The 14,490-nt window shown below is 74.0% G+C and carries 14 protein-coding genes; 10 read left to right on the top strand and 4 right to left on the bottom strand.

Annotation, left to right across the window (positions count from 1 at the left end; genetic code table 11):
• The 9 genes from infB to PSR1_RS14590 form a co-directional block, all read left to right on the top strand.
• On the top strand, positions 1-2,105 hold a 2,105-nt coding region (gene infB / locus PSR1_RS14630), incomplete at its 5' end, for a translation initiation factor IF-2 (protein WP_059438252.1).
• A gap of 118 nt (positions 2,106-2,223) precedes the next feature.
• Positions 2,224-2,679 (top strand): DUF503 domain-containing protein, encoded by a 456-nt coding sequence (locus PSR1_RS14625; RefSeq protein ID WP_059438251.1) that lies wholly within the window; start codon positions 2,224-2,226, stop codon positions 2,677-2,679.
• Positions 2,676-3,092, top strand: coding sequence for a 30S ribosome-binding factor RbfA (rbfA, locus tag PSR1_RS14620; protein WP_011420162.1), 417 nt, complete (start codon positions 2,676-2,678; stop codon positions 3,090-3,092). The genes PSR1_RS14625 and rbfA overlap by 4 nt, the downstream gene beginning before the upstream one ends.
• 7 nt (positions 3,093-3,099) lie before the next feature.
• Positions 3,100-4,041 (top strand): tRNA pseudouridine(55) synthase TruB, encoded by a 942-nt coding sequence (gene truB / locus PSR1_RS14615; RefSeq protein WP_059438250.1) that lies wholly within the window; start codon positions 3,100-3,102, stop codon positions 4,039-4,041.
• 109 nt (positions 4,042-4,150) lie between these two features.
• Complete coding sequence (gene rpsO, locus PSR1_RS14610) at positions 4,151-4,420, top strand: 30S ribosomal protein S15 (RefSeq protein WP_059438249.1); 270 nt, start codon at positions 4,151-4,153, stop codon at positions 4,418-4,420.
• Positions 4,421-4,694: 274 nt separating this feature from the next.
• Positions 4,695-6,863: a polyribonucleotide nucleotidyltransferase gene (gene pnp, locus PSR1_RS14605; protein ID WP_059438248.1), complete on the top strand. Its 2,169-nt coding sequence runs from the start codon at positions 4,695-4,697 to the stop codon at positions 6,861-6,863.
• A 28-nt stretch (positions 6,864-6,891) separates the two neighbouring features.
• On the top strand, positions 6,892-7,335 hold the full coding sequence (gene dut / locus PSR1_RS14600; protein ID WP_059438247.1) for a dUTP diphosphatase: 444 nt from the start codon (positions 6,892-6,894) through the stop codon (positions 7,333-7,335).
• Between the two features lie 16 nt (positions 7,336-7,351).
• Entirely contained in the window at positions 7,352-8,671 is a 1,320-nt protein-coding gene (purB, locus tag PSR1_RS14595) for an adenylosuccinate lyase (RefSeq protein WP_059438246.1), read from the top strand.
• A gap of 29 nt (positions 8,672-8,700) precedes the next feature.
• Positions 8,701-9,231, top strand: a complete 531-nt coding sequence (locus PSR1_RS14590) for a hypothetical protein (protein ID WP_059438245.1) — start codon at positions 8,701-8,703, stop codon at positions 9,229-9,231.
• Positions 9,232-9,339: 108 nt separating this feature from the next.
• Here the strand turns inward: PSR1_RS14590 and PSR1_RS14585 are convergent, their stop codons facing one another.
• Both PSR1_RS14585 and PSR1_RS14580 read right to left on the bottom strand, forming a co-directional pair.
• Positions 9,340-11,148, bottom strand: coding sequence for an ATP-binding protein (locus PSR1_RS14585; RefSeq protein ID WP_059438244.1), 1,809 nt, complete (start codon positions 11,146-11,148; stop codon positions 9,340-9,342).
• 114 nt (positions 11,149-11,262) lie between these two features.
• Positions 11,263-12,222, bottom strand: a complete 960-nt coding sequence (locus PSR1_RS14580; RefSeq protein WP_059438243.1) for a phosphoribosylaminoimidazolesuccinocarboxamide synthase — start codon at positions 12,220-12,222, stop codon at positions 11,263-11,265.
• A 29-nt stretch (positions 12,223-12,251) separates the two neighbouring features.
• Between PSR1_RS14580 and PSR1_RS14575 the strand changes: the two genes are divergently transcribed.
• A complete protein-coding gene (locus PSR1_RS14575; RefSeq protein ID WP_059438242.1) occupies positions 12,252-13,061 on the top strand; it encodes an RNA methyltransferase in 810 nt (269 codons plus the stop codon).
• Here the strand turns inward: PSR1_RS14575 and PSR1_RS14570 are convergent.
• Both PSR1_RS14570 and PSR1_RS14565 read right to left on the bottom strand, forming a co-directional pair.
• Positions 13,058-13,354, bottom strand: a complete 297-nt coding sequence (locus PSR1_RS14570; RefSeq protein WP_059438241.1) for a hypothetical protein — start codon at positions 13,352-13,354, stop codon at positions 13,058-13,060. The genes PSR1_RS14575 and PSR1_RS14570 overlap by 4 nt on opposite strands.
• Positions 13,355-13,420: 66 nt before the next feature.
• The coding region (locus PSR1_RS14565; RefSeq protein WP_059438240.1) for a S1C family serine protease at positions 13,421-14,490 on the bottom strand (1,070 nt) is incomplete at its 5' end.

Here is a 14,490-nt window from a genome sequence, read left to right as displayed (position 1 = left end):
AGGCCGTCGTCATCTCGCGGCCGCTCGTGCCGGTGCGCCGCGTGACGCCGCCCACCTCCGCGCGCCAGCAGTTCCCGGTGGCCCCGGGCCCGCGCGCGCTCGGCGAGGTCCGCGAGCTCAAGGTGGTCCCCGGCTCGCTCGGCCGCGAGCGCGAGTTCATCGACGTCTCGCGCGACAAGCGCCGCGGCCGCCAGCCCGGCCGGCCCATCTCCGAGGAGCAGGCCAAGAGCCTGAGCGGCAAGGAGCTGCTCCAGGCCGCCATCAGCGATCGCGCCTACATCCCGATCCGCGGCAAGAAGAAGAAGCCGACCAAGAAGGGAGCCAAGACGCAGATCACCGAGAAGGCCGAGCACAAGAAGGTCATCCGCATCGAGGAGTCGATCTCCGTCTCCGAGCTCTCCCAGGTGATGGGCGTGAAGGCGTCCGACCTCATCCGCAAGCTGATGCAGATGGGGAAGATGGTCACCATCAACGCGCAGATCGACGCCGACACCGCCGCGATCCTGGCGCTCGAGCACGGCTACACCGTCGAGAAGAAGGGCTTCGAGGTCGAGGAGTTCATCCCCGAGGTCGAGGTGGACGAGTCGAAGCTCGTCATCCGGCCGCCGGTGGTGACGGTGATGGGCCACGTGGACCACGGCAAGACGTCGCTGCTCGACGCCATCCGCCAGGCCGACGTGGCCGCCGGCGAGGCCGGCGGCATCACCCAGCACATCGGCGCCTACTCGGTGAACACGCCGCAGGGGCCCATCACGTTCCTCGACACCCCCGGCCACGAGGCCTTCACCGCGATGCGCCAGCGCGGCGCGCAGGTGACCGACCTGGTGGTGCTGGTGGTGGCCGCGGACGACGGCGTGATGCCGCAGACGGTCGAGTCGATCAAGGCGGCCAAGGCGGCCGGGGTCACGATCCTCGTGGCCATCAACAAGGTCGACAAGCCCGGCGCCTCGCCCGAGCGCGTCATGCAGCAGCTCACCGAGTACGAGCTGGTCGCCGAGCAGTGGGGCGGCACGACCATCATGCTGCCGGTGTCGGCCCGCACCAAGCAGGGCATCCCCGAGCTGCTCGAGTACATCGCGCTGCAGTCCGAGGTGCTCGAGCTGAAGGCGAACCCGGACAAGCTCGCCGCCGGCCGCGTCATCGAGGCCAAGCTGGAGAAGGGGCGCGGCCCGGTCGCCACCGTGCTGGTCGAGGAGGGCACCCTCCGCGTCGGCGACGCGCTGGTCACCGGCGTCCACTTCGGCCGCGTCCGCGCCATGATGAACGAGCGCGGCGAGCAGGTGGACGACGTCGGCCCGGGCTATCCGGTCGAGGTGCTCGGCCTCTCCGGCGTGCCGGTCGCGGGCGACGAGTTCGACGTGGTCGAGGACGAGAAGGCGGCCAAGGAGGTCGCCCAGCACCGCGCCACCAAGCAGCGGCAGAAGGAGCTCGGCGGCGTCAAGAAGGCCACGCTCGAGGACCTGTTCGCGAAGTCCAAGGCCTCCGGCCAGAAGGTGCTCAACCTGGTGGTCAAGGCGGACGTGCAGGGCTCCTCCGAGGCCGTCAGCCAGGCGCTGGAGAAGGCGGCCACCAAGAAGGTGGGCGTCAAGATCCTCGAGTCCGCCGTGGGCGCCATCACCAAGTCGGACGTGCTGACCGCGGCCGCCGGCAACGCGGTGATCGTGGGCTTCAACACCAAGCCCGAGAGCGAGATCGAGAACATCGCCAGCCAGCAGGGCGTGAAGATCCTCCTGTTCGGCATCATCTACGAGGCGGTGGACCGGATCCGCGAGGAGATGGCCGGCCTGCTCGAGCCGATCATCAAGGAGAAGCCGCTCGGGAAGGCCGAGGTCCGCCAGGTCTTCAACATCCCGCGCGTGGGCCAGATCGCCGGCTCGGCGGTCACCGAGGGCGTGGTGAAGCGCACCGGCCACGTCCGCGTGGTCCGCGACCGCAAGGTGGTCTTCACCGGGAAGATCGGCTCGCTGAAGCGCGTGAAGGACGACGTCCGCGAGGTCGCGCAGGGCTTCGAGTGCGGCATCGGCGTGGACGGCTTCTCCGACGTGAAGCAGGGCGATATCCTCGAGGTGTACGAGCTCGAGGAGATCCGCCCGTCGCTCGACTAGGGCGTCGCGGGGCGGGGCCTCCGGGCGCCGCCCCGCGCCACCTCGCCGGGATCGCGCCGGCCCCCGCGGCCGCGCGCCCCGGCCCCGCGCCCGGGCCAGGGCACGCGCCGGAGGCGCCATGTTCGTCGGAGTCCTCAGGCTGACGCTGCACCTCCCCGAGCCCGGCTCGCTCAAGTCGAAGCGGCACCTGATCCGCTCCGCCCTGGACCGGGTGCGCGCGAAGTTCAACGTGTCGATCTCGGAGGTCGCCGAGAACGACCTGTGGCAGCGGAGCGTGGTGGGCGTGGCCGCGGTCGGGAACGATCACGGCTTCGTGAACGAGGTGCTCGACAAGGTGGCCGACTTCGTCGGCTCGATGCACGGCGGGCAGATCCTGGTCACCGCGCGCGACATCGAGATCGTCCCCTACGGCGACGGCATCGGCGAGGGCACCATGCGCACGCTGGCGGAGGCCGAGGGCGCGCCGTCGTGGGGCGACGAGGGCGCCCGCGAGCAGGAGCCGCGCTTCCCGAGGCCGAGGCCGCGGCCGCGCGAGGAAGACGAGCACCAGGACGAGGGAGACGACGAGCCGTGACCACCCACAACCGCCCCGCCCGCGTGGCCGAGGAGTTCCGGCACGAGCTCTCCGCGCTGCTGGCGCGCGGCCTGAAGGACCCGCGCATCACCGGGTTCGTGACCGTGACCGGGTCGAAGATGTCGCCCGACCTGAAGGAGGCCACGGTGTACGTGTCCATCCACGGCGACGAGCGCGTGCGCAAGGACACCTTCGCCGGGCTGCAGGCGGCCGCCGGCTTCCTGCAGCGCGAGGTGTCGCGGGCGCTGCGGCTGCGCAACACCCCGCACCTGCGCTTCGTCTACGACGAGTCGGTGGCGCGCGGCGACCGCATCGAGCGGCTGCTGCGCGAGGCGCGCACGCAGGGGCAGGAGCCCGCCGCGGACGTCGAGCCCGCCCCGGGCGCGGCGCCGGACGACGAGGCCGAGGAGTAGCGGCCGCGTGCGCCCGGGCGTGCTCGTGGTGGACAAGCCCGCCGGCCCCACCAGCTTCGAGGTGGTGCGCCGGATCCGGCGCGCGCTCGGCGCCGCGCGGGCCGGGCACGCCGGCACGCTCGACCCGGCCGCCACCGGCGTGCTGGCGGTCTGCCTCGAGGACGGCGTGAAGCTGCAGCAGTTCCTCTCCGACGGCGACAAGGCCTACGACGCCACGGTGGCCTTCGGGGCGGCGACGAGCACCGAGGACGCCGACGGCGAGGTGACCGCGCGCGGCGACGCCTCGGCGCTGACCGAGGACGCGGTGCGCGCCGCGCTCGCCGGCCTCACCGGCGACATCGAGCAGGTCCCCCCGATGTACTCGGCGGTCCGGGTGGGCGGGCGGCGCCTGCACGAGGCGGCCCGCGCCGGGGAGACGGTGGACCGCACGCCGCGGCGGGTGCGCGTGCACGCGCTCGAGCTCGGCGCGCTGGACGCCGCGCCCGGGCCGGACGGCCTGCGGCGCGCCCGGGTGGCGGTGCGCTGCGGGAAGGGCACCTACGTCCGCACGCTGGCCGCCGACCTGGGCCGTGCGGTCGGCGTGCCCGCCCACCTGGCGGCCCTGCGCCGCACCATGGCGAGCGGCTTCGACCTGTCGCGCGCCATCGGCCTGGAGGACGCCGAGGCGCTCGCGCGCGAGCACGGCCGCGAGGCGCTGGCCGAGCGGGTCGTGCCCATGGCCGAGGCGCTGGGCACGCTCGCCGCGATCCGGCTGGGCGAGCGGGAGGCCTGGGATCTCGTGCACGGGCGCCCGGTGGCCCGGCCGCCCGGAACCCCCGGGATGGTGCGCGCGCTCGCGCCGGACGGTCGCCTGCTGGCGGTGTGCGCGCCGGGCGAGGGCCGCCTGCGCACCCTGCGCGTGTTCCTGGGCCCCTCCGACCTCCGGGCGGGCCCCGCCCAGAATCGTTGACTCCCCCGCCGCGATCGCTTAAGACCGCGCATTCACGACGCTCACTGCGGCCCGAGGCGCGCGCCTTCGCCCCCGCGGCGGTGAGCGGAACCGACGAAAGGAAGAAGCTATGGCGCTCGTCCAGGACAAGAAGCAGGAGCTCGTGCAGAAGTACAAGCGGCACGAGAAGGACACGGGCTCTCCGGAGGTGCAGGTCGCGCTGCTCAGCGAGCGGATCGCGTACCTCACCGAGCACTTCAAGACGCACAAGAAGGACCACCACAGCCGCCGCGGCCTGCTGAAGCTGGTCGGCCAGCGCCGGCGCCTGCTCGACTACCTCCGGACCATCGACCAGGGTCGATACAAGACGCTCATCGACCAGCTCGGCATCCGCAAGTAGCGGGGGTCGGGACGGCGCCCCGGTCGAACGGCCGGGGCGCTGGCGCTTCCGGGAACGGGGGCGCCGCCGCAGTGTGAAGTGAACGCGCCCGCAGGACCGGGCCGCGCGAGGGACGCCGAGGGCGCTTCCGTTTCCGACTGGGCCGCCTCTCCACGGAGAGGCGGCGGAGTGAGGAACAGAGGCACCTTCGAAGGCCCGAGGGCGAACCGGCCCCGCGGGACCAGCGGGACGATCGCGGCCGCAGCGCGGCCGGCGCGTCCCGAGGAAGGTGCACATGACGCCCATCCAGAAGACCGCCACCGTCGGCGGCAAGGAAATCCTGCTCGAGACCGGCAAGGTCGCGAAGCAGGCGCACGGCTCGGTCTGGGTCCGCCTCGGCGACTCGATCGTGCTCGTCACCGCGGTCTCCGCCGCGGAGAAGAAGGAAGGCATCGACTTCTTCCCGCTGACGGTGGACTACCAGGAGAAGCTGTTCGCCGCGGGCCGCGTCCCCGGCAGCTTCTTCCGCCGCGAGGGCCGCCCCACCGAGAAGGAGACGCTCACCTCCCGCCTGGTGGACCGCTCCTGCCGCCCGCTGTTCGCCGAGGGCTACTCGAACGAGACGCAGGTCATCGCGACCGTGATCTCCTTCGATCAGGAGAACGACACCGACGTGCTCGCGCTCACCGGCGCGTCGGCGGCGCTCCACATCTCGGACATCCCGTTCGGCGGCCCCATCGCCGGCGTGCGCGTCGCCCGCGTGGGCGGCCAGCTCGTCGCGAACCCGACGCTGGCCCAGCGCGCCGAGGCCGACCTCGACGTGGTGATGGCGGCCTCCCGCGACGCCATCGTGATGGTGGAGGGCGGCGCGCAGGAGGTCTCCGAGGCGGTGATGATCGAGGCGCTGCTGTTCGGGCAGGCCGCGGTCCAGCCGCTGCTCGACGCCCAGGACGCGCTCCGCGAGGCCACCGGCAACAAGCCGCGCCGCGCCTTCGACCCGCCCAAGAACGACGTCGAGCTGCGCGCCAAGGTGAAGGCGCTCACCTGGGAGAAGGTGAAGGAGGCCTACGGCCGCAACGAGAAGCACGACCGCTACGGCCGGCTCTCCGAGATCAAGAAGGAGCTCCTCCAGGCCCTCAAGGAAGAGGCGGCCGGCGACGCGGCGAAGCTCGCGACGATCGCCCTCCGCGAGAAGGAGATCAAGGGCTACTACGAGGACGTGAAGTACGAGTACATGCGCAAGATGATCACGGACGAGCGCCGCCGCATCGGCGGCCGCGGCATGGCCGACATCCGCAAGATCACCTGCGAGGTGGGGCTGCTCCCGCGCGTGCACGGCTCCTCGCTCTTCACCCGCGGCGAGACCCAGGCGCTGGTGGCCACCACGCTGGGCACCGCCGAGGACGAGCAGCGCGTCGAGATGCTCACCGGCATGGTCTTCAAGAAGTTCATGCTGCACTACAACTTCCCGCCGTTCTCCGTCGGCGAGGTGAAGTTCCTGCGCAGCCCTGGCCGCCGCGAGATCGGCCACGGCGCGCTGGCGGAGCGCGCGCTCCGCGCGGTCATGCCGCCCGAGGACGCGTTCCCGTACACGGTCCGCGTCGTCTCCGACATCATGGAGTCGAACGGCTCGTCCTCGATGGCGTCGGTGTGCGGCGGCTGCCTGTCGCTGATGGACGCCGGCGTGCCCATCAAGGCGCCGGTGGCCGGGATCGCCATGGGCCTCATCAAGGAGGGCGAGAAGATCGCCATCCTCTCCGACATCCTCGGGGACGAGGACCACCTCGGCGACATGGACTTCAAGGTGTGCGGCACCGCCGCGGGCATCACGTCGATCCAGATGGACATCAAGATCGGCGGCGTGACCCGCGAGATCCTCGAGCAGGCGCTCTCGCAGGCCGCCGACGGCCGCAAGCACATCCTGGGCGAGATGGCGAAGGCGCTCTCCGCGCCGCGCGGCAGCATCAGCGCCTACGCGCCGCGCATCACGACCATCAAGATCCGGCCGGAGCGCATCAAGGACATCATCGGCCCCGGCGGCAAGACCATCAAGGACATCACCGCCCGCACCGGCACCTCGATCAACATCGAGGACGACGGCTCGGTCTCCATCGCGTCGCCGAACCAGGACAAGGTGGAGGAGGCGATCAAGATGATCCGCGGCCTCACCCAGGAGGCCGAGGTCGGCCGGATCTACCTGGGCACGGTCCGCAAGATCGCCGAGTTCGGCGCCTTCGTGGAGATCTTCCCGGGCACCGACGGCCTCATCCACATCTCCGAGCTCTCCGACAAGCGCGTGAAGAGCGTCTCCGACGTCCTCTCCGAGGGCGAGGAGGTGATGGTGAAGGTCATCTCGGTGGACCGCTCCGGGAAGATCCGCCTCTCGCGCAAGGAGGCCCTCGCCGACACCGCCAAGAAGGCGGAGGGCGGCGCCGAGGCCCCCAAGGGCGAGCCGGCGAAGTAGGCACGCGCCGGGGGCCGCGAGGACGCCGATGCCCGTGACCGTCCGAGTCCGCCGCGTCGGCAACCGCGGCCCCCCGCTCGATCTCCCCCGCTACGAGAGCGCCGGCGCGGCAGGCCTCGACCTGCGCGCCGACGAGCCGTTCGCGCTCGCCCCCGGCGAGCGGCGGCTGGTCCCGACCGGCCTCGCGCTGGAGCTCCCGCCCGGCCACGAGGGCCAGGTGCGGCCGCGCTCCGGCCTGGCCGCGCGCCACGGCGTCGGCATGGTGAACGCACCGGGCACCATCGACGCCGACTACCGCGGCGAGGTGGGGGTCATCCTGGTGAACCACGGGCAGGCGCCGGTGGCGTTCGCCCGCGGCGATCGCATCGCCCAGCTCGTGATCGCGCCCGTGGTCCGGGCCGAGCTCGAGCTGGTGGACGCGCTGAGCGACAGCGACCGGGGCGCCGGCGGCTTCGGCTCGACCGGCCAGTAGCCCCACGGAGGACGCCATGATCCCGCGCTACACCCGGCCCGACATGGGCCGCATCTGGACTTCCGAGCACCGCTTCCGCATCTGGCTCGACGTGGAGCTGGCCGCGTGCGAGGCGATGGTGCGCCTGGGCGAGGTGCCGCCCGAGGACTTCGAGGCGCTCCGCAAGGCGTTCGACGGCTTCGAGTTCTCCGCCGCCGACGTGGCCCGCATCGACGAGATCGAGCGGACCGTGAAGCACGACGTGATCGCCTTCCTCACCTTCGTGGAGGAGAAGGGCGGCCCGGCCGCGCGCCACCTGCACAAGGGCATGACCTCGTCGGACGTGCTCGACACGACGCTGGCGGTGCAGCTCCGCGACGCGAGCCGGCTGCTGCTCGCCGGGGTCGACCGCGTGCTCGCCGCCGTGCGCAAGCGCGCGTTCGAGCACCGGCTCACGCCGATGGTGGGCCGGAGCCACGGCATCCACGCCGAGCCGATCACCTTCGGGCTGAAGCTCGCCGGCTGGTACGACGCCTGGACGCGCCGCCGCGCCGCGCTGGCCCGCGCCGCGGACGGGGTGGCGGTCGGCAAGATCTCCGGCGCGGTGGGCACGTTCGCGAACGTGGACCCGCGGGTGGAGGCGTTCGTGATGGAGAAGGTCGGCCTGCAGGGCGGGGAGGGCGCCGCCACGCAGGTGGTGAACCGCGACCGGCACGCCGAGCTGTTCACCGCGCTGGCGCTCTGCGGCGCCACCCTGGAGCAGCAGGCGGTCGAGGTCCGGCACCTGCAGCGCACCGAGGTCCGCGAGGCGGAGGAGCCGTTCACGGCCGGCCAGAAGGGCTCCTCGGCCATGCCGCACAAGCGCAACCCCATCCTCTCCGAGAACCTCACCGGCCTGGCCCGGCTGCTGCGCGGCTACGCGCTCGCCGCCATGGAGGACGTGGCGCTCTGGCACGAGCGCGACATCAGCCACTCCTCGGTGGAGCGGGTGATCGGGCCGGACGCGACGATCGCGCTCGACTTCGCGCTGCACCGGTTCGCGGGCATGATCGAGAACCTGCGCGTCTACCCCGAGCGCATGCGCGAGAACCTGGACCTCACCGGCGGCCTGTACGAGGCGCAGCGCGTGCTGCTGGCGCTGGTCGGCAAGGGCGTGGCCCGCCAGCAGGGCTACGTGTTCGTGCAGCGGAACGCGATGAAGGTCTGGGAGGAGAAGGTGGACTTCCGGACCGCGCTGAAGCGCGACCCCGACGTGAGCCGCCTGCTCACGGCGGAGGAGGTCGACGCCTGCTTCGCGCTCGACTACCACCTGAAGCACGTGGACACCATCTTCCGCCGGGTGTTCGGCGAGGCCTGAGGCGCGCCGCGCCGGGGGAGGACCCGCGCATGCTCCGCCTGGAGGAGTCGGTCGGCGCGCTGGACGTGACCTCGCGGCTGGCCCGGCCGCGCGCGCTGGCGGTGCTCGCGCTCGCGCTGCTCGGCGCCGCCTGGGCGGCCCGCGCCGCGCTCCCGGCGCTGGCCGGCGCGCTGGCGGTCGCCGCGGCGCTGCTGGCCATCCTGGGCGGGCGGGCGGTCCGGGCGCGCGTGGCCGGCGGCATCGTCTCGGTGCGCCCCGCGGCGCCGTTCGCGGCGGCGGTGACGCGCCCGCTGGCCGCGTACGGCACGGCGGCGGTGGAGACCGTGGCGGACGCGCGCCGCCGCCGCGCCGAGGCGCTGGCGCGGGGCTACGCGGCGCGCGCCGGCGCCGAGCTCCCGAGCTGGCTCGCCCCGCGCACCACCCCGGGCACGCACGACCACCTCAGGCGCATCGTGCTGCTGCCGGTCGGCGCGGGCGAGCCGCTGGCGGTGACCGCCTGGCTGCCTCCCGAGGACGACCTCGAGCCGCTGCGCCGCGCCCTCGCCGCGCGGCTCGCCTGAGCACCGCTCCCGCCCACCCCTCGACGGGCTCGGGGTGAGCGGAATGCTCGGATCCGCTCGGGGTGAGCCCGTCGAACCCCGAGCGTGCGAGGCCTGGGCCGGCGCGCCTCAGCGCCTCGGCAGCGTGAAGCGGAACGTGCTCCCCGCGCCGAGCTGGCTCTCGACCTCGATGCGCCCGCCGTGCGCCTCCACGAGCCCCTTCGCGATCGAGAGGCCCAGCCCGCTGCCGCGCCGCGAGCCGCTCTTCCAGTAGCGGTCGAACACGTGCCGGAGCTGCGCCGGGGCGATGCCGGGCCCGTCGTCGCGCACCTCCACCCGCGCCTCGGCGGGCGCGAGCGCCGCGCGCACGGTGACGTGCCCGCCGCGCGGGGTGAACTGGAGCGCGTTCCCCACCAGGTTCGAGAGCACCTGCAGGATCCGCTCGCGATCGCACGGCACGGGCTCGCGGGCGCCGGCGGTGTCGGCGGCGAGCGCGACGCCGCGCTCCAGGGCCAGCGGCGAGAGCCCGGCCAGCGCCTCCTCCAGCACCGCGTCGAGCGGCTCGGGCCGGGGCTCCACCACCAGCCGGCCGGCCTCGATGCTGGACAGGTCGAGCAGCTCGCGGATGAGCCGGTCCATCCGGGCGGCCGAGCGCTGGATGGTCTCGGCGTGCCGCCGCAGGCGGGGCGCGGCGCCGGTGCGGAGCAGCAGCGCCGAGGAGAGGTAGATCGCCTCGAGCGGGTTCTTCAGGTCGTGCGAGACGATGGCGAGGACGTCGTCGCGGGCGCGGATGGCCCGCTGCGCCTCGTCGTAGAGCCGCGCGTTGTCCATGGCCACGCCGGCGCGGCGGCCCAGCTCCTCCGCCATGGCGAGGTCCTCCGGGCCGTAGCGGCGGTCGGCGCGGCTGGCCACGAGGGTGATGGTCCCGAGCGTGCGGCCGCGGGCCGACAGCGGCACCACCATCGCCGAGCAGGTCTCGAGCGCGCGGTCGGCGGCGAGCGCCTCGGCGTCGCGCCCGCCGCCCTCGAGCAGGGAGGCGGGCAGCTCCGGGTACAGCTCGGAGCGCCCGGTCCGCATCACCGCGGGCGCGCCGGAGGGCGCGTCCGGTCCGGGCGGGAAGCGCCGGCGCCAGGCGGCGGACAGCTCGGCGCGCGCCGGGTCCACGTGGGCCTCCACCACCGGCGGCGCGCCGCCGGCGAGCCCCTCGGGCAGCTCCACCCAGCACCAGTCGGCCACGCCCGCCACCGCCAGCCGCGCCACCGAGGCGAGCGTCTCCTCCCAGTCGAGCGACGACGCGAGCAGCGCGCTCGCCTCGCCCAGGAACGCCGCCCGCCGGTGCGCGCCCTCCGCCTCCGCGCGCGCGGCCCGCTCCGACTCGTACAGCCGCGCCCGCGCCAGCGCCTGCGCCGCCACCCGCGCCAGCACCGCCAGGAAGATCCGCTCCTCCTCGTCGAAGTGCCGCCGCGCGTGGAACACGAGCGCGAGCGCGCCGAGGCAGCGCCCCTCCGCCTCGAGCGGCACCGCCGCCAGCGCCAGGTCCGGGAGCCGCTCCAGCCGCGCGGCGCGCGGGAAGCGCTCGGCCAGCTCGCGGCGGCTGTTCAGGAAGTGCGCCTCGCCGGCCACCATGCTCGCCGCCACCGGCCCCGCGCCGCGCTCCAGCGGCAGGAGCTCCAGGCGCGCCCGATCGCCCTCCGGCAGGCCGGCCGCGTGGACGAGGCGCGCCACCCCGCCGGCGCGCTCCACCAGCCACAGCGCGCCCTCCTGCGCGGCCATGGCGTCGAGCGTCCGCTCGACCAGCGCGCGCGCCACGTCACCGCGCGTGACGGCGCGAGACAGCGCGGCGGTGATGGCCTGGAGCTGCGCCGTCCGCGACGGGTGGCCCGCCGTGGGGGCGTGGGGGAGGGGCGCCTGCGCCCGGCCCTGGAGCCCTGCGCGCATCGGAGCGCCACATAGCCCGCCGCGCCGGCGGGTGCCGCGCGCGCGGCCCGGGCAATCGGGGTGCAGGGTGGGCGCGGGCGGCCGGGGGATCGGCCGCCGGAGCCCCGGCGAGCCTCAGGCGAGGTGACCCGTCGCGCGGAGGTTCCGCTCGATGCGGGCGGCGACCGAACCCACCTCGGACGCGAACGTCTCGCCGGTGAGCTTCTCGAAGACCTCGATGTACTTCCGCGCCAGCATCACCCGCACGTCGTCGGTGAGCGGGGGCGGGGTGCCGTGCCCGGAGAACCCGTGCTCCTTGATGAGCCACTGCCGGATGTTCTCCTTGTCCAGCATCTCCTGGTCCTCGCCCCGCGCGAAGCGCGCCTCGTAGCCGTCGGCCACCCAGTAGCGCGAGCTGTCGGGCGTGTGGATCTCGTCGATGACGACCAGCTTGCCGTCGGCGATGCCCATCTCGTACTTGGTGTCCACGAGGATGAGGCCGCGGGTCCGCGCCCACTCCTGGCCGCGCTGGAACAGCCGCCGCGCCACGGCGGTGGCCTCCTTCCAGACGTCCGGCGCCACCAGCCCCTGCTTCAGGAGCTCGTCCTCGCCGATGGGCTCGTCGTGCTTGCCGTACTCGGCCTTGGTCGAGGGCGTGATGATGGGCTCGTCGAAGCGCTGGTCCTTGCGCAGCCCGGCCGGCCAGGCGATGCCGTAGTCGGCCTTGCCGGCCTGGTAGTCGCGCCAGAGCGAGCCGGTGATGTAGCCGCGGATGACGATCTCGATGGGCAGCGCCTTGGCGCGCTTCACCACCATCACGCTCGGATCCGGCACCTCGACGATGTGCGTCGGCGCGATGTCCTTCACCTTGTCGAACCAGAACGCGGTGAGCCGCGACAGCACCTCGCCCTTGAACGGGATGGTGCCGAGCACGTGGTCGAACGCGGAGATCCGGTCGGTCGTGACCATGACGATCCGGTCGCCGCGGCTGTAGTTGTCGCGGACCTTCCCCCGGTACAGCTCGCCGAGACCGGGGAGGTCGAGCTGCCGGAGCGTGTGCGGGAGCTGGGCCCGCAGCTTGTCGTCGGGGATCATGGGCGGGATGTTATACGTGGCGGGCGCACATGCACCCGGGAAAAATCCGCCTCGTGCTCCACCGGCCGCAGAGCGCCGACAACGTCGGCGCCGCCGCCCGGGCGATGAAGAACTTCGGCCTGTCCCGCCTCGTGGTGGTGGCCCCGGCGGCCTGGGGCGGGCCGCCGCGGACCCCCGGAACGGGCGCGGCCACCGCCCGCGACGACGTGCTCGCCCGGGCCCGGCGCATGGCCCGGAAGGCCTCGGACCTGCTCGACCGGGCCGAGATCCACGACGACCTCCGCTCGGCCATCGGGCCCGCCACCTGGGTGTGCGGGACGACCTCCCGCGCGGTGGAGGGGCGGCCCTGGCTCGAGCCGCGCGGCCTGGCGGCCGAGCTGGTCCGGCGCTCGGCGCAGGGGGAGGTGGCGGTGGTGTTCGGGGAGGAGCGCCGCGGGCTCTCCGACGCCGAGCTGGAGCTGTGCCAGGCCGTCTGCACCATCCCGACGGCCGCCGCCTACGACTCGATGAACCTGGCGCAGGCCGTGGCGGTGATCGCGTACGAGGTGGCGCGCGCGGCGCCGCCGCCCGGCGCGGCGCCCGCGGAGGCGCCGCCCGGCCGCGGCGGCGACGCGCCGGCCCGCATCGAGACCGTGGAGGCGCTCTGGGCGCGCGCGCAGGCGGTCCTCGGCGCCGCGGGGTACCTGAACCCGCAGAACCCGGAGCACATCCTGGCGGACTTCCGGCGGCTGCTCGCGCGCGCCGACCCCACGCAGCGCGAGGTGGAGCTGCTCCTCGGGGCGCTGCGATCGCTCGACCGCGCGCTGCGGCTGCCGCCGCGGGGCGGCGGGACGGCCTAGGCCGCGGGAGCCGCCTCGGCGCCCTGGTTCTTCTTCCGCGACTTCTTCCAGGCGGTGAAGTGCTCCTCGCACAGGCCGTGCTGGAACACCTTCTTCTTGCACTCCGGCTTGGAGCAGGCCACCCAGCGGGCCGGCTTCGCCTCGAGCTCGCCGCGGCGGAACTTCTTGTAGTGGAAGAAGCAGAGGCCCTTCGCACGGTACGCGCGCTTGCAGCCGGCGATGGTGCAGCTCTTCTTGCCGCCGCCCTTCGGGGCGGGGGCCTTCTTCTTGGTCTTGGTGGTCGTCTCGGCCATAGAGGGGCGGTGGTTACCAGACCCGCGGCCGGAGCGCAACAGCGCGGGGGCCGCGGCCGGCCCGGATCACTCGCCCAGCACCTGCCGCGCCTCGGCCCGCGCCTGCTCGTGCACCGGCACCTCGGCGAGCAGCACCTTCTGCGTCCGCTCCGGGCTGCCGGCGCGCCGCAGGCGCAGCTCCACCTCGCGCCCCACGCCGGCGGTCGAGACGTACCAGCGCAGGCGCGAGGGGGTGTGCACCACGTGCCCCTGGATCGACGTGATCACGTCGCCCACGCGCAGCCCCGCCGTGGCGGCCGGGCCGCCGGCCGCCACCTCGGTGATCTCCACCCCGCCGGGCGGGACGCCCTGCTGCGGGGTGAGCTCGCGCACCGACACGCCCAGCCAGCTCCGCACCACCCGGCCGCGATCGCGGAGCTGCCCCACGATCTCCTTGGCCATGTTGATGGGGATGGCGAAGCCGATGCCCTGCCCGGTGGCGTTCACCGCGGTGGCGATCCCGACCACCTCGCCGCGCAGGTTGAGCAGCGGGCCGCCGGAGTTGCCCGGGTTGATGGACGCGTCGGTCTGGATGAAGTCGTAGGTGCCCGGGCGGCCCACCGGCGAGATGTCGTTGCGGCCGGTGTGGCTGATGATGCCGAGCGTGACCGAGTGGTCGAGGCCGAACGGGCTGCCGATCACCATCACCCACTCGGCCACGGTGATCCGGTCGGAGTCGCCCAGCGGCACCACCGGGAGCGGCCGCGGCGTCTCCACCTTGAGCAGCGCCACGTCCGACTCTCCGTCGAGCCCCACCACGCGCGCCGGCAGCCGCGGGACGCCGCCCCCCAGGTCCACCTCGACGCGGTCGGCGCCCTCCACCACGTGGGCGTTCGTGAGCACCCAGCCGTCGCGCTGGATCACGAACCCCGACCCGATCCCCCGGCGCGGCCCGTCGTGCAGCTTGTCGAACAGCTCGCGCAGGCCGTCGTCGCCGCCCTGCTGCGGCGGGTCGGGCTGGAGCGTCACCACGCCGACCACCGCCGGGATGGCCGCCTCGGCGAGCCGGGAGAGGTCGGGGAGGCCCGCCATCGCCTGCGGGGGCGGCGCGGAGGACCGCGCGGCCTCGGTGTAGAGCGCCCCGCGCGCGGAGGCCC

The sequence above is a fragment of the Anaeromyxobacter sp. PSR-1 genome, from assembly GCF_000964525.1.
GTDB lineage: Bacteria > Myxococcota > Myxococcia > Myxococcales > Anaeromyxobacteraceae > Anaeromyxobacter.
This window is presented reverse-complemented; position numbering and strand designations above follow the sequence as displayed.

Excerpts from the sequence above, each read along its gene's own strand:
- PSR1_RS14625 (WP_059438251.1), top strand. The coding sequence starts at position 2,224 with ATGTTCGTCGGAGTCCTCAGGCTGACGCTGCACCTCCCCGAGCCCGGC.
- rpsO (WP_059438249.1), top strand. The coding sequence starts at position 4,151 with ATGGCGCTCGTCCAGGACAAGAAGCAGGAGCTCGTGCAGAAGTACAAG.
- pnp (WP_059438248.1), top strand. The coding sequence starts at position 4,695 with ATGACGCCCATCCAGAAGACCGCCACCGTCGGCGGCAAGGAAATCCTG.
- dut (WP_059438247.1), top strand. The coding sequence starts at position 6,892 with ATGCCCGTGACCGTCCGAGTCCGCCGCGTCGGCAACCGCGGCCCCCCG.
- purB (WP_059438246.1), top strand. The coding sequence starts at position 7,352 with ATGATCCCGCGCTACACCCGGCCCGACATGGGCCGCATCTGGACTTCC.
- PSR1_RS14590 (WP_059438245.1), top strand. The coding sequence starts at position 8,701 with ATGCTCCGCCTGGAGGAGTCGGTCGGCGCGCTGGACGTGACCTCGCGG.
- PSR1_RS14585 (WP_059438244.1), bottom strand. The coding sequence starts at position 11,148 with ATGCGCGCAGGGCTCCAGGGCCGGGCGCAGGCGCCCCTCCCCCACGCC.
- PSR1_RS14580 (WP_059438243.1), bottom strand. The coding sequence starts at position 12,222 with ATGATCCCCGACGACAAGCTGCGGGCCCAGCTCCCGCACACGCTCCGG.
- PSR1_RS14575 (WP_059438242.1), top strand. The coding sequence starts at position 12,252 with ATGCACCCGGGAAAAATCCGCCTCGTGCTCCACCGGCCGCAGAGCGCC.
- PSR1_RS14570 (WP_059438241.1), bottom strand. The coding sequence starts at position 13,354 with ATGGCCGAGACGACCACCAAGACCAAGAAGAAGGCCCCCGCCCCGAAG.